The 24484-nt window shown below is 66.3% G+C and carries 21 protein-coding genes and 1 pseudogene; 10 read left to right on the top strand and 12 right to left on the bottom strand.

Going from position 1 to position 24484, the window contains the following annotated elements; genetic code table 11:
* The first annotated feature begins 75 nt into the window (after positions 1–75).
* Positions 76–933, top strand: coding sequence for an AAA family ATPase (locus ACWEWT_RS23905; RefSeq protein ID WP_452562095.1), 858 nt, complete (start codon positions 76–78; stop codon positions 931–933).
* Between the two features lie 631 nt (positions 934–1564).
* On the opposite strand, the gene ACWEWT_RS23900 is transcribed toward ACWEWT_RS23905, so the two are convergent.
* The 4 genes from ACWEWT_RS23900 to ACWEWT_RS23885 all read right to left on the bottom strand — a co-directional run bounded on the left by ACWEWT_RS23900 (position 1565) and on the right by ACWEWT_RS23885 (position 5695).
* Positions 1565–2872, bottom strand: coding sequence for a PIN domain-containing protein (locus ACWEWT_RS23900; protein WP_452562094.1), 1308 nt, complete (start codon positions 2870–2872; stop codon positions 1565–1567).
* A gap of 35 nt (positions 2873–2907) precedes the next feature.
* On the bottom strand, positions 2908–4116 hold the full coding sequence (locus ACWEWT_RS23895) for a PIN-like domain-containing protein (protein ID WP_452562092.1): 1209 nt from the start codon (positions 4114–4116) through the stop codon (positions 2908–2910).
* Between the two features lie 608 nt (positions 4117–4724).
* Positions 4725–5042: a hypothetical protein gene (locus ACWEWT_RS23890; protein WP_452562091.1), complete on the bottom strand. Its 318-nt coding sequence runs from the start codon at positions 5040–5042 to the stop codon at positions 4725–4727.
* A 347-nt stretch (positions 5043–5389) separates the two neighbouring features.
* Positions 5390–5695, bottom strand: a complete 306-nt coding sequence (locus tag ACWEWT_RS23885; RefSeq protein WP_452562090.1) for a hypothetical protein — start codon at positions 5693–5695, stop codon at positions 5390–5392.
* Positions 5696–5956: 261 nt separating this feature from the next.
* On the opposite strand from ACWEWT_RS23885, the gene ACWEWT_RS23880 reads away from it, so the two are divergent.
* Entirely contained in the window at positions 5957–6712 is a 756-nt protein-coding gene (locus tag ACWEWT_RS23880; protein WP_452562089.1) for a helix-turn-helix domain-containing protein, read from the top strand.
* 119 nt (positions 6713–6831) lie between these two features.
* On the opposite strand, the gene ACWEWT_RS23875 is transcribed toward ACWEWT_RS23880, so the two are convergent.
* The 3 genes and pseudogenes from ACWEWT_RS23875 to ACWEWT_RS23865 all read right to left on the bottom strand — a co-directional run.
* Positions 6832–8073 carry an amidohydrolase gene (locus tag ACWEWT_RS23875; protein ID WP_452562143.1) on the bottom strand — a complete coding sequence of 414 codons (1242 nt, stop codon included), beginning with the start codon at positions 8071–8073 and terminating at the stop codon, positions 6832–6834.
* A gap of 586 nt (positions 8074–8659) precedes the next feature.
* Positions 8660–9001: a helix-turn-helix domain-containing protein gene (locus ACWEWT_RS23870; RefSeq protein ID WP_452562088.1), complete on the bottom strand. Its 342-nt coding sequence runs from the start codon at positions 8999–9001 to the stop codon at positions 8660–8662.
* Positions 8998–9312, bottom strand: a pseudogene (locus tag ACWEWT_RS23865) (type II toxin-antitoxin system RelE/ParE family toxin); the annotation flags it as partial. The pseudogene ACWEWT_RS23865 and the gene ACWEWT_RS23870, both read right to left, overlap by 4 nt.
* Positions 9313–9520: 208 nt before the next feature.
* On the opposite strand from ACWEWT_RS23865, the gene ACWEWT_RS23860 reads away from it, so the two are divergent.
* The gene (locus ACWEWT_RS23860) at positions 9521–10126 is read left to right on the top strand and encodes a DUF6069 family protein (protein WP_452562087.1); all 606 of its coding nucleotides are present in this window, start codon (positions 9521–9523) and stop codon (positions 10124–10126) included.
* Between the two features lie 75 nt (positions 10127–10201).
* Here the strand turns inward: ACWEWT_RS23860 and ACWEWT_RS23855 are convergent, their stop codons facing one another.
* Positions 10202–11230 carry an NADP-dependent oxidoreductase gene (locus ACWEWT_RS23855; RefSeq protein ID WP_452562086.1) on the bottom strand — a complete coding sequence of 343 codons (1029 nt, stop codon included), beginning with the start codon at positions 11228–11230 and terminating at the stop codon, positions 10202–10204.
* 183 nt (positions 11231–11413) lie between these two features.
* Here ACWEWT_RS23855 and ACWEWT_RS23850 point away from each other — a divergent pair, with 183 nt between their 5' ends.
* A complete protein-coding gene (locus tag ACWEWT_RS23850; RefSeq protein ID WP_452562085.1) occupies positions 11414–12406 on the top strand; it encodes a sulfite exporter TauE/SafE family protein in 993 nt (330 codons plus the stop codon).
* 129 nt (positions 12407–12535) lie between these two features.
* On the opposite strand, the gene ACWEWT_RS23845 is transcribed toward ACWEWT_RS23850, so the two are convergent.
* Positions 12536–12901: a VOC family protein gene (locus ACWEWT_RS23845; RefSeq protein WP_452562083.1), complete on the bottom strand. Its 366-nt coding sequence runs from the start codon at positions 12899–12901 to the stop codon at positions 12536–12538.
* Positions 12902–13360: 459 nt separating this feature from the next.
* Here ACWEWT_RS23845 and ACWEWT_RS23840 point away from each other — a divergent pair, with 459 nt between their 5' ends.
* Together ACWEWT_RS23840 and ACWEWT_RS23835 are read left to right on the top strand one after the other, a co-directional pair.
* Positions 13361–14098 carry a hydrogenase assembly protein HupF gene (locus ACWEWT_RS23840; RefSeq protein ID WP_452562081.1) on the top strand — a complete coding sequence of 246 codons (738 nt, stop codon included), beginning with the start codon at positions 13361–13363 and terminating at the stop codon, positions 14096–14098.
* A complete protein-coding gene (locus tag ACWEWT_RS23835) occupies positions 14095–14706 on the top strand; it encodes a D-sedoheptulose-7-phosphate isomerase (RefSeq protein WP_452562079.1) in 612 nt (203 codons plus the stop codon). The genes ACWEWT_RS23840 and ACWEWT_RS23835 overlap by 4 nt, the downstream gene beginning before the upstream one ends.
* Here the strand turns inward: ACWEWT_RS23835 and ACWEWT_RS23830 are convergent.
* Positions 14671–16221 (bottom strand): MFS transporter, encoded by a 1551-nt coding sequence (locus tag ACWEWT_RS23830; RefSeq protein WP_452562077.1) that lies wholly within the window; start codon positions 16219–16221, stop codon positions 14671–14673. The genes ACWEWT_RS23835 and ACWEWT_RS23830 overlap by 36 nt on opposite strands.
* A 207-nt stretch (positions 16222–16428) precedes the next feature.
* Between ACWEWT_RS23830 and ACWEWT_RS23825 the strand changes: the two genes are divergently transcribed.
* Entirely contained in the window at positions 16429–17685 is a 1257-nt protein-coding gene (locus ACWEWT_RS23825; RefSeq protein WP_452562075.1) for a serine hydrolase, read from the top strand.
* 34 nt (positions 17686–17719) lie between these two features.
* Here the strand turns inward: ACWEWT_RS23825 and ACWEWT_RS23820 are convergent, their stop codons facing one another.
* Complete coding sequence (locus ACWEWT_RS23820) at positions 17720–18283, bottom strand: hypothetical protein (protein ID WP_452562073.1); 564 nt, start codon at positions 18281–18283, stop codon at positions 17720–17722.
* A 29-nt stretch (positions 18284–18312) separates the two neighbouring features.
* Complete coding sequence (locus ACWEWT_RS23815) at positions 18313–19323, bottom strand: SDR family NAD(P)-dependent oxidoreductase (RefSeq protein ID WP_452562072.1); 1011 nt, start codon at positions 19321–19323, stop codon at positions 18313–18315.
* A 135-nt stretch (positions 19324–19458) separates the two neighbouring features.
* Here ACWEWT_RS23815 and ACWEWT_RS23810 point away from each other — a divergent pair, with 135 nt between their 5' ends.
* From ACWEWT_RS23810 to ACWEWT_RS23800, 3 genes are all read left to right on the top strand, one after another.
* Entirely contained in the window at positions 19459–19911 is a 453-nt protein-coding gene (locus ACWEWT_RS23810; RefSeq protein WP_452562070.1) for a hypothetical protein, read from the top strand.
* 8 nt (positions 19912–19919) lie between these two features.
* Positions 19920–23234 carry an error-prone DNA polymerase gene (locus ACWEWT_RS23805; RefSeq protein ID WP_452562069.1) on the top strand — a complete coding sequence of 1105 codons (3315 nt, stop codon included), beginning with the start codon at positions 19920–19922 and terminating at the stop codon, positions 23232–23234.
* Positions 23235–23307: 73 nt separating this feature from the next.
* Positions 23308–24483 (top strand): DUF4349 domain-containing protein, encoded by a 1176-nt coding sequence (locus ACWEWT_RS23800; RefSeq protein WP_452562067.1) that lies wholly within the window; start codon positions 23308–23310, stop codon positions 24481–24483.
* The last annotated feature ends 1 nt before the right edge of the window (position 24484 follow it).

The raw sequence follows: 24484 nt of genomic DNA, 5'->3' as shown, positions 1-24484 counted from the left end.
GCATATATGCCCAGCTCAGGCATGGAGAGCACCTGATACTCTGTGGGAGGCAACTGCTACCTGAAGGAGTTATCCGTGGTAAGCCAACAGACATCGTCGAATCCACCGGCACACCTCCGGATCGCTCAGGCCATCCGGAACGACATCGAGTCCGGCCGACTTCGCGACGGTCAGAGGCTTCCCACAACGCGTGTTCTCGCGCAGGAATGGCAGGCCAGCCAGCTCACGATCACGAAGGCCATGGAGCAGCTTGCGGCGGATGGCTACATAACCAGTCACGACCGTTCAGGCCGGGTGGTCACCACGCCGACGTCTCTGGCTTTGACGCTGGCCGCGCCAGTGCGGCCGATTCGCTCCCAAGTCGTCTACATCGGAGGCTACGCAGGCAGCGGAAAGAGCGAGTTCGCTCGGACGCTCACCCGAGAAACGAGCTGGGCACTCCTCGACAAGGACACGATGGCGCGGCCGATGATCGAGCCTGCACTCGAAGACCTTGGATCAACCATCGATGACCGCGAGTCCGATATCTACCTGAACCACATCCGACCGAGGGAATACGACGCTCTCGCGGCAGTCGTGCGGGAGAACATCGAGTGCGGCAACTCCGTCATAGCCGCAGCACCATATATTCGCGAGTTCAGCGAGCCAGCCTGGCTGGAACGGGCGATTTCACAAGCCGAAGCGGCCGGAGCGGACGCGACATTCGTCTGGGTCCGGTGCTCGGTGGAGACGATGTTGACCTACCTGCGGCGACGCGGAGCAGCCCGCGACACCTGGAAGCTGTCCAACTGGGACAAGTACAGCGCCGGGTTGAACACTTCGTTCGCGCTTCCGGTTGATCACATCATCATCGAGAACGATCCAGACAGCGAGCCCCTGCGGGCGCAAGCTCAGCGGCTGATCGAGACCATACGTCGTGAGCCCACGGCGTGAACGTCAGGGAGTCATCGCCCGGACTGCTCGTGGTCTGTTGCCGAATTTAGCTATATAGGATCAAGGGCGACGGCGCTTACGCGCCGCCGCCGTCCGCCACGCAACCGCGCAGACCGGCGCAGGCTTGGCCAGCGCGGCGCGTCGGCCGACAGCGGCGCGGCTGGCGCCATAGCCACCGACCCGAGATGGTTGATTTTCGATAACCGAGAAGTGTGGGCACGACGAGAGCCGTACCCGGCTTGCTCTCCCGCAGCCCGAGCACGAATCGGCCGGCAACGCTCGGGGGTGACTGGCCGTGGTCCCGTCCCACCGAGTTGCCGAACAGATGAGTCGACCGGTTCTCGAGGTGGGATGTGCGCGACCTCCGGCCGCGTGGCCCTGCTGACTGGTGGCCTGCATTGTGTTCCCGCGCCCCTCCACCGTCAAGGGCGCCCAAAGGCGTCAGCTGCGCTGATGGCTTCGCCACCCTTGACCGTGGAGCCTCTACGCGAGAAAGGCAGGCTCTATCGGGGCAGGCGGGTAGCCAGCCCCACCTATGCGCAGGACACCAGTCAGCAGAGCCAGCACGTCTCGCCGCGACCTGAGACAAGTAGACCAAGTCCTGGCCGAACGGGCACCGGAATCACTGACATCACCGCTGGTCACCGGATCCCTCAGGCTTTACGCTCAAGCTATTTGGCGGGACAACGGCGATGCGCCTTATAGCTTCCTGGAGCAACTGCCGCGACTCCCGGTCCGCCGCGCTCATGATTCCTGACTCTAATGACTGCATCATCGCACCATGATCGAAACCGGGGATATTCACGAGAATTCGCGCGAGTGACTCGTACGCCGTAACTTCTTCGTCACTTCCAGAAGTGATGGCCGGTGGCGGCGCCTCAATCGAACTCATTGCAATATCCGCAATGTTGCCGCCACCTGTGCACGTTAGGATCCCCACCAAGCGCAGTGGCACAATCCGTTGAGCAGCATCGTAACTACCGGTTGGTATGCGCATGAGGGTGATGACGTCTGCCTTTACGTCTACTGAAAATCGGACGGTCCATCGGTCTTCAGGGCGCCCAGCGCCGTCGTCGAAGGCCCAATTATTGAAGCTGCGAACTCGTACAGCAAAGACTTCGCCGCTGCCCGAGTACCCCACCGTCTCTGGGTCAATGGGAAGGGACTTGGCTAATTCTCTTACCCTTCTGGTTAGCTCTATGCGGTCAACCTTCTCGATCAGTGCTTCAAGGGCTGGCCCGTCAATTGGCTGCCATTGGCTTGCAAAGTGCTGTTCAAGCACGCCAAGTGACACCACATAGTTGACTCTGTCCTTTAATTCTCTTTCGGCCAGTTCTGATTTGAGCTGGGGATGGAACTGGATTGGGCAATCTGTGCGTTCGCCTTTGCCTGGGCCAGTCCAATTATTTTGAGTGGGCCCGAAGTCTTTCCAATTCTCACTTACAAGCCAGACAGTTGCATCCGGATTATCCTCTGCGATATTCAGGGTCGTGAGCCAAATCAAGGTATCGCGATATCCGTCTTTAGGAATTTCGCGTTTATCCTTTATCTCCTGGTATGGCGCTCGACGATCTGATGCTCGTCTTGCGATTTCCATGTGATCGACTGCTGGGCATTTGGCAACTGTAATGCCCAGCTCCGATAAGCGATTGACTAAGAATTCTGGGTATTTCTCAATGTGCCCAGCTATGGCCTCGATCATGCGGCTCAGATCATCGCTCAGGCCGAAGTCGCCAACTTTTAGTGCGGCCGCACCTTTCTTTACTTCTTCCCATCGACGTCGGACTACATTCACGGTCTCCATCAAGACAACTTCAGGCACCATCATTGAAACGCCCCAGTCTGAGGAGTGTTCAGACATGGACTGCCACTCTTGTCCGCGAAGGCGGGGAGAGGAAGCTAGGATATTGGTATCGATTACTACTATTGTCTTGTGCACAACGGCTTCCGGAGTTTGACTAGTGCTGACATTGGTTAGTCATGCTGGGAGTTGTTATCTTTTTCGTTAGCTTTTGCCATTTCGTCCAGCTCCTTCTGGACGGTTCGCGTCAACTCGTGCTCTTTGCCGATTTTATTCTGCAACTCTATTGTCAATAGAGCAAGGTCTATTAGGGGGTCCAATCGATTCCCATTGCTTACTTGTTCGACTGCGGAAGCTCGCACGGCTGCTACCTTGGATACGAGCTGGGAATCTAGTGAAGTATCGGCCGGGGTAATTTGATCGGGTGCCGGTTCTTGGATGGAATTCTGGTCGTTACGATCCGTGTAGAGATTCTCAATCGATTCCGCCGTAACGTCACTCGACAGGTGAATATTAATTAGGCGTATAAATCGGTCGAGGGTGGTCTGAAAGTATTGTTGTCCCGAAAATTGGCGCATTTCGGAGATCAGTTCGACACGTGGGCCGACTATGCGGCCTTGAACCCTCATGTACATATCTTCTTTTGTGTCGTTCGTGATATAAATCAAAGGCTTAGATGAGGCCTTTGCGTGCTCAAGGAGCTCAAACCATATCAAGGTATCCCCGTAGGGCGAGGTCGATTTATCATCGAGATATCCCGGCGGGATCTTCAAGCGCGCACGTTCTTTTGCTTGTTCAACCCTGCTCGCCAAGGTGGCGCTGTCGGGTTGGTCGCCGACCTTGCTTTCGGTGAAAATGGCATCCAGCGCTTCGCGAATTGGATCATCTTGAAGGTGATCGACGACTCTAACGTTGTTACGTCTAATCGTCTCGAATTTAGAAATGATACGCCTGCTTGAGCCGAGGATCGCGGAGTCTACTTTCTTGTTTACCTCGTTCAGTTCGCTCTCAATTACTGCTAGCATTTCACGGTCGAAGCCCATGCGCCGTGTATCTCGATTGAGGTCTTGCAGCTCTGTTCGAAGGTTGCTTCTGAGCTCATGAAGGAGGCTCCGAGTTCGAGACACGAGCTCTTCGTATGCACCCTGCTGTCCCGTGAGTGCTGCGAATCGGTTTTTCTGGTATTCGTGGGCTGCAGTGTACGGAAGCCAAAGCTGGTCTGATACTTTTGACAGTGATTTAAATACTTGGTCTCGTTGGGAATTGTTCACCCGATACAGGGTTAGAAGCACGTTCGCGTCTAGGGCGACCGTCGCCTCGCCGAGGAGGCGCTTCATCTCCGCGGGCGTTGGCCCATACCAATCGGGGAACTTGGATTTCATAGACTCACCCTGATCTACTTGACAACCTTGAGCTACTGGTTCGAATGGCGCGAGCATCTACATGATGGCTCCAAAAGCATAGTGGCTCTGGATCGTTCGAGGTGGCTAGTCGCGCTTTCACGCCGGTGACGGCGTGGGTCTGCCACGACAGCATCGACGGCACAGCGAAGTAGTGGCGCTGTCCACTTCGCGCCGACTGAAGGGGCGGAAACGCCCTGGCCGGGGCCGTCCCTGTGCCTGGTGGCGAGGTAGTCCGCAACCAGTCCGCAGTAAGCACGCACGCGACAAACCCCGCCAACGCTGTCAGCGGGGATCTTCCCAGGTCACGGCGTTTCACCCACATCCACCAATGATGCCGTCACCTGCAATTATTCGGCTGGTCAACCTTAAAATCCGCCAAGTGTGGGTTCGAGTCCCACTGGGGGCACTGCTGCGCCGCAGGTCGGACAGGGTGTCCGAGGCCGGGCGGGGTGCTCGCGGGCTGCGCTACGGCAGGATGGGCACGGTTGCGTGGAGGAGTACGCACCGGAATCTACCCATGACGCCGCGAGACGCGGGCTTGCGCCGTCATCGCCGAGGTCGTGCAGGCCCACAACACGACCTCGGCATCAGACCTCGAGGGTGACTTCACCGGGGTTCGTGCTGAAGGTGACGACCACCGTGCCCGGGCCGGTATCGGCCTGGGTTCGTGCGTAACCGTGGTCGGTCTCGAACCGTCCCGGAGTGGGGACCGACGAGACCGTGATATCGGTCGCCCCGGCGGCCCCCGTATCGACATTGCGCCATGACGCGGTCCCGGTCAGCGCGCAGGATGGGTCCGGCTGCTCCGCCGTGAACATCAGCGTCAGCGATACGCCTCGGTTTCCGTTCTGCAGTGGCGCGACGGCTGCTTCGGCCCGGACGGTGCCCGCGCAGCCGGGCGCCACGGTGACCCCGGGGCCTCCTCGAATTCGGGAAAGCCCTGGGCTCCCGCGGGGGCCGCAAACACGAATAGGGTAGGTACAACGAGTGCTCCGACAAGGAACGGACGCAGGGAAGTACGCACCAAGCCCCTCTCTGAAGGTTGCTTTCGCTAATTACCCCGTAGGACGGGCACAGCAAACGAAGGCCTGCTCCGAGTTTGCGGTGGGCGGGTGCAGGGACGAGACGAGGGCCGCAACCCACCACAGCGAAGTCCGGCGCCCTCATCGGTCCCGAGGTCCTGGCAGGGTGACGGCCACGACGAAAACTGCGATTCCGATGACGGCGAGTGCGGCCAGAGTCGGGCTCCGGATCACGACTCATCCCCGAACGGGTCGAAAACGCCGGCCCGCGGTGGATACACGTGCGTGCTCGTGACCAATTCGGCTACGTCGGTTATCACCCACCAGGGCGTATCGGGTTCGAGCGATCCCAGATGTGGAATCACCACCACCTCGGCGGCATGTTCGAGCGCGTGTTGGACAGCGATCAATGCCGCCAGTACAGCCCGAGTGTCTGTCCACACCGTGAAGACGAGACGGAGTCCGCTCCGCTCCGTCAGCGCTCCCAGTTCGGATGCGTCATGGTCGGTGTGCAGCAGGGCAACTGCCCGCCTCACGAGTCGAGTTCCCATGTCGCCTCCGGGAATTCCCATGATGCGACGATCGGCCTGTGATGCGTTCGGAGTACCACTGTGTCCTCACTCTCTTGCTCGACAGCTCGGAAGGTTGTGAGCCGAGAAAGCCCGATATACAGCGCTTCTCGGCGACTGCTCTCTCGAGCCTGACGGTCCGGACCGGGAAAAACGGCGACAGAAAGGGCGACGATCAGGTGCCGAAATAGGGCGACATTAAGGCGTCTAAACCGTTATCGTGAGCGCATGACGGGACCCAATACGGCGCTTCGGGCGGCGCGGAACGCCCGGTTGATGAGTCAGGACGACCTGGCTCGCGCGTTGCGTGAAGCCGGTTGTCTCAGTGCCACAAAGCGTCTGGTGCAGCGCTGGGAGGCCGGGCATACCGCGCACCCACGTCCCGTGCATGCCCGGGCTTTGGAGAAGGTGATGGGCCTACCGATCGAAACGCTCGGATTCGGTGCAGTGATGGCGGGGCGTGCCCTCTCCGGTGCGGATGACGGCAGCCGCGAAGTCGAATCGACCATCGGACGAGTACCTGCGGACCAGCAGCCGAGCATCTCCGCTACCCGCCCGCGCCCGCCGGGCAACTACGCCGGAGTGTGGTTGTCGCGGTACGAGTACTACTCGAGCGGTCGGGACGCGACGTTCACCGCAGCTCACTACGTGGTCGTCCTCCAGCACGACGATCGCCTCACGATTCGCGGCCTTCCGGGCTCGTCGCCGTCCTCGCTGGAGATGGACCTCACCGTCGATGGCCATATAGCCACCGGTGTGTGGAGCGAGCGCACCGCCACGGAGGGCTACTACCGAGGGGCGCGATACCACGGCTCCATCCAACTGCTGATCGAGTTGACCGGTAATCGGATGGCCGGGAAGTGGGTCGGGTTCGGGAAGAATTTCGAGATCAATACCGGACCGTGGGAACTCGTGATGCAGGAGCCGTCGACGGCCAAGGCGGCCATCGACGCATACAACCATCCCGTTCCGACGGCCGACTGAGCGGTGCATCGCGACGCGGGACGCCCGCCGCCGTGCCGGGTGCGACGCTTACGGAAGACTTCCACGATCACGTGATGGATCCCGGGCCCGTTCTTCCCGCGTGCGGAGCGGGCCGGGTGTCAGCGGGCGGGGAGCCAGGTTCGTGCTGCGGTGACCAGCGCTGTCACTCCGAGGGGAAGGGTCGGCTCGAGCACCGGTGCGTAGTGCGGGGAGTGGTTGGACGGCACCTTCAGCAGTGCCGGATCGCTCATATCGCCGGTGGTGAAGAGCGCGGGGTCCGTCCCACCCAGCAGCCAGTAGGCCAGTGGCGCGTTCGAACTCGTCGCCAGGATGCCGACGTCTTCGCTGCCCGCGCCCGCTCCCGGGTCCAGGATGTGGTCGGCGCCCAGCCAGGGGGTGAAGGCGTCGAAGGTTTTTCGCAGGGCCGCGGCGTCGTTCACCACCACGGGGAATCGCTCGGTCTCGGTGATGGTGGGCTCTTCGGGTGCGCCCGCGGTCGCGGCCTCGCCCCGGACGATGCGCGCGACCGCGTCGAGGACGGTACGTCGCACACCTTCGTCGTACGTGCGGATATTGAGCTGGAGTTCGGCCTCACCGGGGATGACATTGGCCGCGTCGCCGGTGTGCAGGGAGCCGACCGTGAGCACCGCCGTCGCGGTACTGGGGATCTCGCGCGCGACGATGGACTGTAACCGCTGCACTGTCGCGGCCGCCATGACCACCGGGTCCACCGACGATTGCGGCATGGATCCGTGGGCGCCCCGGCCGATCAGTCGCACCCGCAACGAATCCGACGCGGCATACGCGGGACCGGGATGGGCGGCGACGGTGCCGGCCGGCAACGGGGCGACGTGCTGGCCCAGTACGACATCCGGGCGCGGAAAGCGTTCGAAGAGACCGTCGTCCACCAGGGCCTGCGCGCCGGCACCGAGTTCTTCCGCCGGCTGGAACACCGCCACCAGGGTGCCGCGCCAGCTGTCGGTATCGGCGGCCAGAGCGTCGATCGCGCCGAGCAGGCAGGTGACATGGAGGTCGTGACCGCAGGCGTGGGCCACGGGCACCGTACCGTCCTCGGTGGCCGCCGTCGCGGTGCTCGCGTAGTCGAGACCGGTGGCTTCGGCGACCGGTAGGGCGTCCATGTCCGCGCGCAGCAGCGCGGTGGGGCCGGCGCCGTTCGCCAGCACACCCACGACCCCGGTTCGCGCGACGCCACCGGTCACCTCGAGTCCTCGGCGGGTGAGCCGGTCGGCGACGATTCCCGCGGTGCGATGTTCTCGGAAGCCGAGTTCCGGATGCCGGTGCAGGTCCTTGTACAGGTCGGTCAGGCCGGGATCTATCGGCACATTCTCCTGGGCACGCATCATTTCCCACCGGCGCCGACGGCAATCGGGCCCGGTAACGAGCGCCACCCAGGTGCGAGCGCGGGGATCGAACCGCAGCGGCCCCATCCGCCCATCCGTCGCAGGTACCCGTGACGGTCGTGGTCACCCGGACAGCTGGTCATTGGCGTCACCCCGAACTCCTCTCCTCCGTGTTCCGGAAGGCGGGTTGTCCGCCGTCCCGGTGCTGTTCCAGCGAAGCTGCCGTCCGGATCGCTGTCCTCACCCGCCGCGGATGAACTCCCCGGGCGCACGGCCCGACATACGCGTCCGATTCGGGTGGGTCACGGAGCTCATGTGGATGCTCACCGGTCGAAGCGCGGCGGACCGACCTCGAAACTCATCCCCGCACAGCCAGCCAGCACGACCACCAACGCCTGGAAATTGCCGGTGGCGGGCGCCGAATTTCGAGTCACCCTGGGGCAGGAGACTCTACGGCGGGCTGGACACTCTGCCCGATATCGGTGGAAAGTTCCCCATCGGGGTTCGCGCCGAGGCCAGGAGGAACGGCTGCCTTACGAGGTGAGAGGCTCAGTGTCACTCGGGAGCGCGATGAAGGATCCGGTGGTCAAGCTGCGTCGGTGTGATGGCCGATGAAGTCGACGCGAGTGTCTTCGGCGTCGAGTGCGATGTTGAGGGTTGCGTCCAAGGCGTCTGCCAGTCTGGCGAGGAGAGGGAGGGTCGGTACGGTGTCGGAACCCTCTATACGGGAGATCTTGGCCTGGGTGAGCCCGGATTGCTCCGCGAGTTCGGCTTGCGTGAGTCCGAGTTCGGTGCGACGAACATAGACAGCTTCGGCCAGCGCCATGGAGAGCCGGATCTCGCGGCGGACCTCGGAAACATCGTCGGGCTCGGTGTAGCCCTCGCTGAGTTTACGTTCCTGGAGGGTTTTCCAGTGGGCATGGTTCATCGGTCCAGTTCTCCTTTCTCGATTGTGCGAATGAATTCCTCATGCGCCGGTTCGTGCTGCGCCTGACAAAACTGTTGGGCCAGCTTCGCTCGTTTGACTTCGCTGTCTTCTCGCATCCGGGTCTTGCGGAAGACGGTCAGCAGGATGGCGCGCCGACCAGGTGCGAGCCAATAGGTGATGCGGATATCGGCACCATCCAGCGTCGGGCGTAGTTCGCGCACTCCGTCGCCCAGGTACCGTGCGTACGGCTCACCGAGAGTTTCGGCGCGGTCGGCGAGAAGGCCGACGTATTCGTCGATTTTCAGGAAGTGCCTGGCAGGGAGCGCCTAGAGCCAGTCCCGCACTTCTGGCTCGATCTCGATGGTGAAGAGTTCTCCCACGCCAGGCAGTATATGTCGTTGGCGACATATGGCAAGGGTGCGGATCAGAGCTGCGGCGGATGAACCCGGCCCGTGCCTCGACCGACATGCGCGTCCGATTCGGGTGGGTCACGGAGCTCATGCGGGGTACTTTCCCCCTATGACGGAACCGCCGCACAACTACGGGCGCCAGGACCCTCGCCGCCAGGGTTACCCTCGGACGCAGGCCTATCAGCAGCAGGGCTATCCCCAGCAGGATTATTCGCAGCAGCCGGAATACGGCCACCAGGTCGAATACGGGTACGAATCGGATCAGCCCGAGCGGTCGAACGAGCCGAAGATCAATCTCGGGCGGCTGTGGGCGGGCGGGGTCGGTACCGCGATCGTCGTCGCCCTGGTGATCGTCGTACTGATCATGCTTGTGCGCGGCATCCTCAATATCTCGGTCCTCTCGCCGGAGGGCGCGGGCGCTTACGGAACCGTGTCGACCACGTCGTACGCGGTGGCCGGAGGTGCGGCCGCGATCGCGGCGACCGGGCTGCTCAATCTGCTGCTGGCCCTGATGCCGAGTCCGATGCAGTTCTTCTACTGGATCACCGGGCTGGTCACCGCGCTGGCGACGCTGGTGCCGTTCACACTGGTCGCCGGTGTGGACGCGAAGATCGCGACGGCCGTGATCAACTTGATCGCCGGTCTGTGCATCATATCGCTGCTCGGTGGGGTCGGATCCGGGGCGATCATCCGGCGCCCGCAGTCGCAGTACTGAGACCGCCGGAGCGCGCCCGCCGGGTGACGGGCGGTTCCGGGGGCTCGCGTGCCGAGGCGCGGTGCGTCCGATGGATCAGCCCTCGTCCGGGTGCACCCGGACGAGCTGCTTCCCGAGGTTGTGTCCGTCGAACAGCCGCTGCAGAGCGGACGGAGCCGCGGTGAGACCATCGGCGATATCCTCTGCCCAGCGCAGCTCACCCGCGGCGACCCAGCCCGCGAGCCGGGTCAGTGCGGCGGGGAATTCGGCATGATGGTCGTAGAAGACGAAGCCCTCCATCCGGGCGCGGCGGAAGGCCAGCTGCATGTAATTGGCCGGTCCGCTGCCGTAACCGGCGGCCGTGTACCCGGAGGAGATGGAACCGCAGAGCGCGATCCGGGCGTGCGGGGCCAGGTGATCGAGCGCGTTCTCCAACAGGGCGCCGCCGATATTGTCGAAGACCGCGGTCAGGCCGTCGGGGGCGAACGCGCGTAACGCGGCCGGGATATCGCCGTCGCGGTAGTTCACACAGATATCGAAGCGGGCGGTATCGCGTACCCAGGCCACCTTCTCCGCCGACCCCGCTGTGCCGAGTACGCGGGCGCCGAGCAGGCGCGCGATCTGGCCGGCCAGCGAACCGACGCTGCCGGCGGCACCGGTGACCAGCACCGCGTCCGATTCCGCGACCTCCAGTACCCGAGTGATACCGATATAGGCGGTCAGACCGCTCACCCCGAACACGGTGAGCGTATGGCGAGGATCGATACCCGGGGGCACCGGATTCACACCGAACAGACCGGTGCCGCGGGCCACGGCGTACTCCTGCCAGCCGAGCTCGCCGTAGACCCACCGGCCCTCCGGCAGGTCCGGATTCCGGGAGGCGACCACCCGCCCGACCCCGCTGCCGCGCATCACCTCACCCACGCCGACCGGAGTCGTATAGGTCGTCGCGGGGTTCAGCCAGGTCCGCTGGGTGGCGTCGATACCGAGCCACTCGACCCGTACCAGTGCCTCGCCGCTTTCCAATATCGGGAAGGGACTACGCTTTTCGGCAAAGGTGCCGGTGGTGATCCCGGCGGCCGGTCGTTCGCTCAGAACGATGCGGCGGAAGGTCCGGTCGGTCATAGCGGCCAGTCTTCAGCAGGGACCCGGCCGGTGTCGCGTCCATTTCCGCGCCTCCCGGCGCCGTACCGGCTGCCCTTCGGGGTAGGCCGGCAGTATTGCGTTCACGGTGATCGCAACCCGTGTCAACCGGTGGATCGCGTCATACCCTCGGATCTCCGGTCCAGGTTCGGGGAGCACACCGTCATGATCAAGTTACTGGTTTTCACCCTTGTGGGTCTCGGCGCGCAGATCGTCGACGGCACGCTCGGGATGGCCTTCGGCGTCACCGCTACGACGCTGCTCGTCCTCAGCGGTACGGGTGCAGCGCATGCGAGCGCGGCGGTCCACTTCGCCGAGGTCGCCACCACCCTGGCCTCCGGCGCATCGCACTGGCGGTTCGGCAATATCGACTGGAAGGTCGTGCTACGGCTCGGCGTGCCCGGCGGTGTCGGCGCCTTCCTCGGCGCGACCGTCCTCTCCCGGATCTCCACCGAATCCGCGGCGCCCATCACCGCCGGGATCCTGCTCGCGATCGGTGTCTTCCTGGTCGTCCGGTTCTCGTCGCGGCCACCGGTGGAATTCGCCACCTCGGAGAAGACCGCTCATTCCGCGAAATTCCTGACCCCGCTGGGCCTGTTCGGCGGTTTCATCGACGCCAGCGGTGGCGGCGGCTGGGGCCCGGTCACCACCAGCACCCTGCTCACCACCGGACGCAGCGCCCCGCGTACGGTCATCGGCTCGGTGAGTGCCTCGGAGTTCATCGTCTCCGCGTCGGCCAGCGTCGGCTTCCTGCTGGGGCTCGGCTCGGACTTCTTCGACAATCTGCTGATCATCGCGGGTCTGGCCCTCGGCGGCGTGATCGCCGCGCCGATCGCCGCGTGGCTGGTCAGCCGGATCACCCCCGGCGTGCTCGGGACCGGAGTCGGCGGGTTGCTGGTGCTCACCAATGCGCGCTCGCTGTTCAAGTACTTCGATATCGAAGGCGCGCCCCGCACGATCGGCTACGTACTGATCGTTGTGGTCGCGGTCGGTCTCACCGTCCTCGCGTGGCGGAAGTCCCGGGCGGCCACGGCTGCCGCCGCCTCCGCGGAACCCGCAGGGACCACGGCACCGGATGCTGCCGGTACCGAGTCCGCGGGCGCTGCCGAATCCGCCGGCGAAGGCTCCGCGGACGCGGCGCAGGTACCGGTCGGATAGCCGGCGATCACCCGGTTCTGCCCCGGTGGGCGGTGTAACCGGGGTGAGGGAACAGCGCCCGGTCGCCCGGACCTCGTGTCCGGCCGGCCGGGCGCCCTCGTTCGTACCGCCCGCACGCCCCGATACGGCTCAGTCGATGGGGGCGACCCGGATCAGATTGCCGTCCGGATCCTCGACCACGAACGTGCGTCCGAACACCGCGTCGTGCGGTTCCTGGACCACCTTCACGCCCCGGCCCAGCCACTGCTCGAACTGCTGGTCGATCGCGGCCGGGCCGCCCGGCAGGTTGAGGCACAGCTCGGCGGTGCGAGCACCGGCGAGTTCCAGTTGGCCGGCGTGCCCGCTCCACAGCGCGAGGTCCACACCCGCGCTCAGTTCGAAGGTGACGAAGCGCGGGGATTCGAACTTCGGTGCCGTATCGAACAGGTCGGAGTAGAAACGGGCCGAAGCGGGCGCGTCGGCGACGTACACGATGAACATGTTCGGGGTCGGCATATCGGTTGGCCTTTCGCGTCGGTGCGGACAGGTCGAGAATGCCGCAGCGGTCCCGCGCAGGGGCAGAGGCCGGGTCCGGGTGTCGCCGGACAGCGCAGGTGCGGGCCGCTACGGCGGTATCCGCCGGGCCGGGTAGCGTGACGAGGCCGCGTTACGCACTGCGGCAGTTCTTTCCGCGGGGATGCCAGTAGGCGGGGATGCCAGTAGTCCGGTGGATGCCGTGACGCGATCCGCGGCCGTCGATTCGTATTTCCGTAACAGCTGGGTAGTACCGCACCGATAGGGCTGAACAACGACTGATGGCCGGAAACAGCGGCACGCCATCGTAATTCGGCAATCGCTTCTGTTCGTCGGAGGAGGATTGATGTGGTGGGGCATTCCGGGCCGGATCAGCGGGAGCTCCGGCGACGCCGGCGGGGCCCCGGTCCGGCCGGTGGGTGCGGGCGAACGGGCGGGCTCGTGACGAGCACTCCCGTGGCGGCCACACCTTTCCGGGCCGAACTGGCCGACGATCTGGCGGCGGCGGCGCTGGCGCTGGCCCGCCGATTCAACGCGGGCGCGACTCTGTGGTGCGTGGCCCCGTCCTGGGAACCGCACGCCCAGCACCTCGCTCTCGAATTCGTACATCCGGTGGACGCCGGCGCGCGCGCACTCCCCGCTGCCGCCCTGACCGGGCCGTATCCGGTCGATACCGCGCGAGTTTCGGCGCGCTCCGGCGATATGGTGGTCGCGGTCGCCGCCGCGCACGAAGCCGAGGTGCGATCGCTGTTCGCGCGCAGCCCGGCCTGGGGCGTGCACACCATCTGGATAGGTTCGGGACCGCGGCCGCGGGCGCGGATCGCCGACCACCTGCTCTGGCTGGACGGTCCCGATTCGCGTATGTCGGCCACCGGTGACCTCGTACTGCTCTACCACCTGCTGGGGGAACTCACCCAGCGGTGCTTCGAGCACCCCGGGCTGCTGGTGCCGGAGCGCCGGGCGGGGTTTCGGACAGGATGCCGCGACGAGGCCCGGCTCGGTGAGGTGGTGACGCCGCTCGGGGACGGGACGGCCCGGATCCGGACACCGCTCGGAACCGAAACCGTCACCACGACATTCGTCGAGCCGGTGCGCGCCGGGGACCTGGTACTGGTGCACGCGGGTATCGCGGTGAGCACGGCCGGTGTGGAGGAGGCCGACGTGGGGGAGGATCTGTGACCGCCTACGAAACCGGTGAGCTGCTGGGGGAACTCGCCGCGTGTGCGCGGGCGCGGGCCGCGGAGAGCGCCGGTCTACGGAAACGGACACTCGCGGACAACGCGGAGCAGGTGGCAGCGGCGGCGCGCGAGACGGCGCGCCGGTTCGGTACCGGAGGAAGGCTTTTCACCTTCGGTAACGGTGGTAGCGCGACCGATGCCGCCACGCTGGCGGCCCTGTTCGCGCGGCCGCCCGACGGTATCGCGCTGCCGGCGTGGTCGCTGTCGGCCGACGAGGCGGTACTCACCGCGGTCGGTAACGATATCGGTTTCGAATCGGTGTTCGCCCGCCAACTGGCGGCGCGCGGCCGCGCCGGTGATATCGCGGTCGCGATGTCGACGAGCGGTAGTTCGCCCGATCTGCTGGCGGGTCTGGCGGAGGCGCGCCGTCGCGGGATGTACACGATCGGTTTCGCCGGTTGCGATGGCGGTGCCTTCGCGCGCGGCGGCACGGTGGACCGCTGCCTGGTGGTCGGTTCGCGCAGTGCGCCGCGGATCCAGGAGGCGCAGGCGCTGCTCGGGTACGCGCTGTGGTTATCGGTTCATCAGCACGGGATCTTCGGCGGCTGAGGTGGGAGCGGTGGTCGTCTTGCGCCCGGGTGCCCACGCGCCGAGTACGAAAGCCATCACCACGGTGAGGATGCCCAGCGCGAGGGCGGCCTGTTGCGCGCCGTCTACGAAGGCCTCCTTGGCGAACGCCGCCAAGGGGTCCGCCGCCGGACCCGCCTGCTCGGCGACCTCCAGTGCGGCGGCCAGCGAATCACCGACCGGCCCGCGGGCCGCTTCGGGGAGGCTGGGCAGTGCCGGAGCGATCCGGTCGGCGTAGCCGACGGCGAGGATGCTGCCGGAGATCGCGATACCGATGGCCGCACCCACTTCGCGGGAGGCATCGTTGACCGCGGAGGCCACGCCGTGCTTCTCCGGCGGCGTGCCGTTGATGATGGCGGCGGTCGCGGGGGCGGTGCACAGGCCGAGGCCGGTGCTGAGGATCAGCAGTGGCCAGAGTACGTCGAGGTAGGTGCTGTCCACGGTGGTCCGGGAGACGAGGATGAGCGCGCTGCCGACACACAGCAGACCGATGAAGGTGGGCAGGCGCAGCCCGAACCGTTCGGCCAGCCGCGGCGCGAAAACCGAGATACCGATCAGCGGTGCGATCATCGGTGCCATCGCGACGGCGGACATGAGCGGTGAGTATCCGAAGATCAGCTGCATGTACTGCACGAACAGCAGGAAGTAACCGAAGGCGACCAGGAACTGGACCCCGACGCTCACCGCGCCGCTGCCGAAACCGCGGTCGGCGAACAGCCGTACGTCCAGCAGCGGGTTGGGCACCCGCAGTTCGACGGTCGCGAACCCGACCCCGGCGAGGACTCCCGCACCGAACAGGCCCAGCACCAGCGGATCGGTCCAGCCGCGCACCGGCGCCTCGATGGCGCCGACCACGACGGCGCCGACGGCCACCGAAGCCGTGATACCACCCCAGAAGTCCAGCGGCGGCCGGGTTTCGTCCACGGATTCGGGAACCGTGCAGCCGGCGATCGCGAGTACCGTGCCGGCCACCGTCATCGCGAGGAAGATCGCCTGCCAGGACCAGATCTGCAGCAGCAGTCCGGAGCCGAGAATGCCCAGTACGGCACCGCCGCTGACCACGCCGGCCCACAGTCCCACGGCCACACCGCGTCGCTCCGGCGGGAATCCGCCGGTGAGCAGCGACAGAGTGGACGGCATCACCAGCGCGGCGCCCACCCCGGCGGCGGCCCGGGAGGCGATGATCCAGTGCGGTTCGTCCAGCGCCAGCGGTACCGCCGAGGCGAGCGCGAACACCACCAGACCGAGCACCATCATGATGCGGCGGCCGAACCGGTCGCCCAGCGCGCCGGAGAACAGGACGAGGCAGGCCAGCGCGAGGGTGTACCCGTCGACCACCCAGGTGAGCTGCTGCTGGGTGGCGCCGGTATCGGCGGCGATCTCGGGGAGTGCGGTGTAGAGGGCGGCCATGGCCGCGATGACCAGTGCCACTGCCATCGACGACAGAGTGAGCAGCCAGATATGCGCCCGGGAAAGGCGCGTGTTCACCGATGTCATGGCCACCTCCCGGCAGATGGAAACAAGCGGTTGCTTCCATTGATCAGAGCACAATTCAGCCGGACGGCTGTCCGTGATCTCCGTCACGCTCGCTGCGGGTTGGCGGACAGCCTGGTCACGGGTGGTGTGCGGTGGGCACCCCGGGTATCGGGCCGGCGGTTCGCCGGCGCCCGTCACCACCTCGCCGGCGTGGCTACCCTGGGGCGTGTGAAGGCAGATACCGCGCTCCTGGTCCCGGTCGCCGCCCAACTGGACGACATCACCACTGTCGGCCCGGAGGAGGACGCCGGGGACGGTGGGCCGGCCCGAGCGGAGATCGAAGCGATCTGGGAGTCGGTGCGGGCGTGGTACCGGATGGGCAGCACCCCGGCGATCCAGGTCTGCCTGCGCCGAAACGGCCGGATCGTCCTCAACCGGGCCATCGGCCACGGCTGGGGGAACGCACCGGGGGACGGTCCCGACGCCGAGCGGATCCTGGTGACCACCGAATCCCCCTTCTGCGGATTCTCCACTGCGAAGGGCGTTTCCGCCGCGGTGATGTTCATGCTGATCGAACAGGGCGTGTTCGGCTTCGACGACCCGGTCAGCGACTACATCCCCGAATTCGCCGCCCACGGCAAAGGCGCGATCACCATCGGTCATGTGCTCACCCATACGGCCGGGGTGCCGTTCGTGACCCGCCCCTACCGTGGGCACGAGATGGTGTTCGACGAGGAACTGTGCCTGCGCGGACTGATCGATCTGAAACCCAGCTACCCGGCGGGCCGGTTCCGGGTGTACCACGCGCTGACCAGCGGGCTGATCCAGCGATTGCTGGTCCAGCGGGCCACCGGGAAGCGGCTCCGGGACCATCTCGCCGAGCGGGTGCTGGAACCGCTGGGCTTCCGCTGGACGAACCTGGGTGTCGCGCCCGCGGACGTGGACGCGGTCGTACCGAGCGTGAAGACCGGCCCACCGCCTTCGAAGCTCGCCTCGTTCGTGGCCGGCCGGGCGCTGGGCGGGGGATTCGCCCCCGACGCGGTGAACCGGGATTCGAACCGGTCCTTCCTCACCGCCGAACTGCCGTCCGGCAACCTCGTGACGACCGCCACCGAACTCTCCCGGTTCTACGAGATCCTGGCGCGCGGTGGCGAACTCGACGGTGTCCGGATCATGCGTGCCGAAACTCTGCGCGATGCGATTCGACCCGCGCCCCGGGTCCCCGGAGTGGCGGGACGGGTGAGCCGCGCGGGATACGAATTGGGCGGGCAACGTTCGAAATTCGGGCACGACACCACTGCGCATTTCGGCCGCAGCGGGTTCACCACGCAGTACGGCTGGGCCGATCCGGACCGCGGACTCAGCGGGGCGATCCTGACGAACGGGAAATGCTCGCTGGACGGCGAACGGCCGTGGCAGCTGGTCGCGCAGATCTCGGAGGCGTTCCGGCCGCTACCCCCCGCGCAGCGGATCTTCGAACTCTGAGGATCATCTCGGATCGCCGGGCCGAGCCCGCCGGTCAGGGCACGAGGGAGGCGATGTGGTGGCGCAGCACCAGATCCGCCGTACCGTCACCGGCGCCGTGCGGGTAGGCGAGTTCGAAGGCCAGGCCGCTGATCAGCGCGACCAGCCGCTCCGTTTCGAGTTCGATATCGGCGACCCCGGCCCGGGTGAGCGCGGTGGCCACGATGGTCCGGGTACTGGTCCCCATCCAGCCGGTTTCCGCCTCCATCCCGTTCACCAGCCGGGCATTCGCGACGATCTCGTTGCGTAGCAGCAGGCGCCGCCGGTCGGCCGGATCGAGCAGGAGTGCGCGGGTGACCGCCTCGAGATAGGCCCGCCGGTCGGCCGGTGAATCGCTGTGCGGTCCGGGCCCGACCGCCGCGAGACGGCGATCGCGGTCGAGTTCGAGTTCTTTGGCGGCGCTCATCAGCAATCCGTACTGATCGCCGTATTTGCGGCGCAACGTTTTCCCGTCCACACCGCAGTGATCGGCCACGCGGCGCAGCGTCGTCTCGGCCACGCCGCGGGAGGTCACCAGATCGAGTACGGCGTCGAGTACCGCGTGGTGCTCATCTGTCACGGTCGCCGATCCTTCCGCAGCCGGAGCTGTCACCAGTGTGTGCCCGGAACCCAGCGGGCGGCGCGCCGCAGGACGGTCCCGGTGCCCCGGGCGACCCGTGCTCCCGCGCGGGGGAGCGGGGCGCGCGATCGCGGGGTGGGGCGGTGGGCGGGGGTGGCCCGCCCGGCGGCCGGTCCGGCCGGAAGGGCGGTGACCGCCGGGTCCGCGGACGACTCGTTCTGTTCACCCCGGGCGGCCGGGGAGTCCGGGATCATCCGGTAGTACCGGTGCAGGACCAGATCGCGCAGGCGTGGTGCGAACATCGCGCTGTACTCGCCGAGGGTGCCGATCGGCACGTCGATACGGCGGGGTCGGTCGGTGAGTGCGCGCACAATGGTCGCGGCCGCCCATTCCGGAGATTCGGCACGGCCCTGATCTCCGGACGGAGCGATCATCGGGGTCTGGACCAGCGGCAGGTGGATGGTGGTGAAGGTGACGCCGTCCGACATGGTCTCCACCGCCGCGACCTCGGTGAACTTGTCCAGCGCGGCCTTGCTCGCCAGATACGCGGAGTATCGCGGAGTGGCCACCTGGACGCCCGCGCTGCTGATGTTGACGATATGGCCGAATCGGCGCTCCCGCATCTGTGGGAGCAGTGCCAAGGTGAGCCGGAGCGCGCCGAAGTAGTTGACGGCCATCGTGCGTTCGTAATCGTGCAGCCGGTCGGTGGAGCGGTGGATGGCCCGGCGGATGGACCGGCCGGCATTGTTGACCAGCATATCGACCCGGTCGTGCTCGCCGAGCAACTCGTCCAGGGTCGCCTCGACCGAGGCGGTATCGGTGATATCGCAGGGGTAGCCGTAGGCTCGGCCGCCGGCCGCTCGGATCTCCGCCACGACGGCGGCGAGCTCGTCCTCGCGGCGGGCGAGCAGGAACACTACGGCGTCCTTCTTCGCGACCGCGAGTGCCGCGGCCCGCCCGATTCCCGACGAGGCGCCGGTAATGAGGACATGCCGCCCGGCAAGTGCGTGTTCGGCCTGGTCGGCCCCGGATCCGCTCATGACAGCCCCTTTGCGCAGGTCTTCCGGGGCCGAACTTACTCCAAAGTAAGAAAGTCCGCCAGGGTTGATCCGGCGTTCGAAAACAGGTTCGATTTCATCCGACTCTATTCGAACATATGTGCGATAATTGGGAGTATGACGGACGATCGGATGGCGGATATCTATGCCGCGGTGCGGCTCGGCGGCGTGAATCGGGAGGCGGCACGCCGGACGCTACAACTGCTGTGGGACCAGCTCGAACCGGCCGGGGAACCCCTGTCCCGGAGTGTGGTGGCCCATCATCTGGCGGATGTCCAGGACACGGCCGAGGATGCGCTGCTCTGGGACACCCGGGCGCTCGACTCGGCCTTCGTACCCGGCGTTCCGCTCGGCGAAGGGTTACTGGGATTCCTGCCGTCGCTGTATCTGAGTCTGGCCGACAGTCACCGGCTGGTAGGCGATTTCGATGCGGCGCGAATGCAACTGGCATTGGCGCGCGGACATGCGAACGTCCTCGCCGACGATGCCTACGGGCAGGTGATCCGGGCGGGCGTGGAACATGTGGCGATACTGCTGGAAGCCCAGTCCACCGAACGGGTCGCCTGCTGACACGCGGCATGGGATGGAGTAACGGCCCGCCGAGTTGGGCCGAGATGGAACGGGTACTGTCCGGCCGGCCGAACCCCGGACAGCTACCCGACGGCGGCGACGCCCCGGCCTGGAGCCACAGCCGCGGGGCGTACCTGCCCGAACCGGTGGACCCGCCGACCGGCCCGCTGGTGCCCTACGCGGAACTGCACACGCATTCGGCGTTCAGTTTCCTGGACGGGGCCTCGCAGCCGGAGGAGATGGTCGCCGAAGCCGCGCGACTGGGTCTCTCGGCGATCGCGCTGACCGATCACAACGGCTACTACGGAGTGGTCCGGTTCGCTGAGGCCGCGGCCGAACACGGAATCGCCGCGGTGTACGGAGCCGAACTCACCCTCGTGGAATCCGGTTCCCCGCAGACGGATTCGGCGCCCCGCACCGGCGAACCCGACCCGGACGGTGAACATCTGCTGGTACTGGCGCGTGGGGAGGAGGGGTACCGGCGGTTGTCCCGGCAGCTCGCGGCCGCGCATATGGCCGCCGGGGAGAAGGGGATCCTGCGTTACGACCTCGATACCCTCGCCGCCGCGGCCGGTGGCCACTGGCAGATCCTCACCGGCTGTCGCAAGGGCCGGGTCCGCCGGGCGCTGGACCGGGATCTGCACGCGGGTGGCCGGCCGCTGCGCGCCGAGGCGGCACTGCGGGAACTGTGCGAACGGTTCGGCCCCGACCGGGTGACCGTGGAACTCACCCGGCACGGTCTGCCCGTCGACGACGAATGCAATACCGCGCTGGCCGCCGTCGCCGCAAGGGTCGGGGTGCCGGTGATCGCCACCACCTCAGCACATTTCGCGACCCCCGACCGCAGCCGCCGGGCCGCGGCCCTGGCCGCCATCCGGGCCCGGCGCAGCCTCGACGATATCGCCGGCTGGCTCGCCCCGGCCGGCGGTGGATACCTGCGTTCGGGCGCGGAGATGGCCCGGCTGTTCGCGGAATTCCCGGCCGCCGTACCGAATTCGGTGCGACTGGCTCGTGAATGCGCCTTCGATCTGCGCTTGATCGCACCGAGCCTGCCACCGTTCGACGTCCCGGCCGGGTACGACGAGAACTCCTGGTTGCGTGAACTCACCCGCCGCGGCGCCGCAGACCGCTACGGACCGCCCGCCGCGAACCCGGCCGCCTACCGGCAGCTCGAACACGAACTGGCGATCGTCGCCCGGCTCGGCTTCCCGGGATATTTCCTGGTGGTGCACGATATCGTGCGGTTCTGTCACGAGCACGACATTCTGTGTCAGGGCCGGGGTTCGGCCGCCAATTCCGCGGTCTGCTACGCCATCGGCATCACCAATGTCGACCCTGTCGCGAACAAATTGCTGTTCGAGCGGTTCCTCTCCCCGGAACGCGACGGACCTCCCGATATCGATATCGATATCGAATCCGATCGCCGTGAGGAAGCGATCCAGTACGTCTACCGCCGCTACGGGCGGGAGAACGCGGCGCAGGTGGCGAATGTGATCACCTATCGCGGGAAATCCGCGGTCCGGGACGCGGCGCGCGCGCTCGGTTTCGCCCCCGGCCAGCAGGATGCCTGGAGCAAACAGGTGAGCCGGTGGACCGGTGTCGGATCGGAAACCGGAACCGATATCCCCGAACCGGTACTGGCGCTGGCCGCCGATATCGAAGGGCTGCCCCGGCATCTGGGTATCCACTCCGGTGGCATGGTGATCTGCGATCGGCCCATCGCCGATGTATGCCCGGTGGAATGGGCACGGATGCCCGGTCGCAGCGTGCTGCAATGGGACAAGGACGATTGCGCCGCGGCGGGTCTGGTGAAATTCGATCTGCTGGGCCTGGGCATGCTCTCCGCCCTGCACTACATGATCGACCTGGTTCGTGAACACGTCGGTGTGCGGGTCGAACTGCACGCCCTGGACCTCACCGAACCCGCGGTGTACGAGATGCTGTGCCGCGCCGACTCGGTGGGCGTCTTCCAGGTGGAATCCCGGGCGCAGATGGCGACCCTGCCGCGACTGAAACCGCGCGAATTCTTCGACCTGGTGGTCGAGGTGGCGCTGATCCGCCCCGGCCCGATCCAAGGTGGCTCGGTCCATCCCTATATCCGGCGGAAGAACAAGCTGGAAAAGGTCACCTTCGATCACGAGGCCCTGCGGAATTCACTCGAACGCACCCTCGGGGTCCCGCTCTTCCAGGAACAACTCATGCAGATGGCGGTGGACGTCGCGGGATTCACCGCCGCCGAAGCGGATCAACTGCGGCGTGCCATGGGCTCGAAACGTTCTCCCGAGAAGATGGAACGGTTACGGGGCCGGCTGTATCAGGGCATGCGCGATCTGCACGGGATAACCGGCGAACTGGCCGACCGCATCTACGAGAAACTTCGCGCCTTCGCGAATTTCGGTTTCCCGGAGAGCCATTCGCAGAGTTTCGCCGCCCTGGTGTTCTATTCCGCCTGGTTCAAACTGCACTATCCGGCCGCCTTCTGCGCCGGACTGCTGCGCGCCCAGCCGATGGGTTTCTATTCGCCGCAGTCGCTGGTCGCCGATGCCCGCCGGCACGGGGTCGCGGTGCACGGCCCCGATATCAATGCCAGCGACGCCGAGGCCACGCTGGAGCAGCAGGGGACCGAGGTGCGGCTGGGTCTGGCGGCGGTACGGTCCATCGGCTCGGACCTCGCGGACCGGATAGTCGCGGCCCGGACCGGAAGCGGGCCCTACACCTCCTTCCTCGATCTCACCGGGCGCGTGGAAATGACCGTCCCGCAAGCAGAATCCCTGGCGACCGCGGGGGCGCTCGGTTGCCTGGGGTACTCCCGGCGCGAGGCGCTGTGGGCGGCCGGTGCGGCGGCCGGTGAACGAGCCGGTCGCCTACCCGGGACCGGTGCCTCCACCGCCACACCCGTACTGCCCGGGATGAGCGAGCTCGAGCACGCCGCCGCCGATGTCTGGGCGACCGGTGTCTCGCCGAACAGCTATCCCACCCAGTTCCTGCGCCCCCGCCTCGACGCGCTCGGTGTGATCCCGGCCGCCGGTCTGCTCGCTGTCCCCGACGGCACCCGGGTACTGGTCGGCGGGGCGGTGACCCACCGGCAGCGTCCCGCCACCGCCGGCGGGGTCACCTTCCTGAACCTGGAAGACGAAACCGGCATGGTGAATGTGGTGTGCTCGCCCGGACTGTGGACCCGGTACCGCCGCATCGCGCAAGGTTCCCCGGCGCTGCTGATCCGCGGGCGGATACAGAACGCGGAAGGCGCGGTCAGTATCTACGCCGAACAGCTGAGCCGCCTGGATATGCGCATAAGCTCTCGCTCCAGGGATTTCAGATAGCCCGGCGGCGCCGGAGCGCGCGGGCCTCCAGATCTGGGTATCTGATCCCGGACCCGCCCACTACGCTGCCAGCATGCGAAAGCTCGGGGTGCTGTTGATGGTTGTGTGCGGGTCGGTTCTGCTCGCCGGGTGCGGTGGGGACGACTCCCACTCCGGCGCAGCGGATCACACGATGTCCTTCGAGGGTGGTGTGCCCGCGCCCGCCGGGGCGCCGGGGATCCGGGTGCAGAAGGCACCTGCTCGGGAGCAGGCGCCCGCTCCCACTGCGCCGGATACCGGCGAACTCGCCGCCGACCGCAAAGAGGTCGTCACCGGTACGGTGGATCTCACCGCCGACGACCCCATTGCGACCGCGCAGACCCTCGTGGACCGGGTGGCCGAACTCGACGGGCGGGTCGACCAGCGCACCGAGAATCCGGGTACCGCCGATTCCGATCCGCACGCGAATCTGATCGTCCGGATTCCGGCCACCGATACCGACGCGTTCATCAACGGTCTGCGCGAACTGGGTCAGATCACCGAGGTCAGCACCAATCGCGACGATGTCACGCTGCAGTGGCAGGATCTCGACGCCCGTATCACCGCACTGCGCGCCTCGGTCGATCGGCTGCGCGATCTCATGGCTCGCGCCGCCGACACCGCCGACCTGATCGCCGCGGAGGGGGCGCTCGCCGACCGGCAGGGCGAACTCGACAGCCTCACCGGGCAACGACGCTATCTCGACGATCAGATCTCGCTGTCCACGCTCACCGTGGATATCCGGAGTACGGAAGCGAAGACGGTGGCGGACGGGCCCGCGAATTTCTGGGACGGGATCGTGGACGGCTGGAACTCGCTGCTCGACTGGCTGAAGGGTGCGGTGGTCTTCGTCGGCCAGGTACTGCCGTGGGTGGTCTTCCTCGCGCTGCTCGGTGCGATCGTCGGTGCGATAGCCGGACTGGCCCGCCGGCTGCGCGCACCACGCGGAGCCGGTTCGCCGTCCGGGAACAAGTCGGCGCACGCCGACTCTCCGAAGACCGACTCTCCGAAGGCCGAGCCTGCGAAGACCGAGGCCCCGAAGACCGAGGTCGAATCCGCGAAGACCACGGCCGAATCCGCGAAGACCACGGCCGAACCCGCGAAGACCACGGCCGAACCCGCGAAGACCGCGGATACCCCGGCGAAGCCCACGGGTGAGTCCGCGCCGGCGGACGACGACAGTGCGGGCCCCGTGGCCGGATCGGACAGCCCCGCCGCCGACCGGGACTGAC

The sequence above is a fragment of the Nocardia sp. NPDC003963 genome (genome assembly GCF_053605105.1).
Note: the sequence above shows the minus strand (reverse complement) of the source record. Positions and strands in the feature narration are given on the sequence as shown.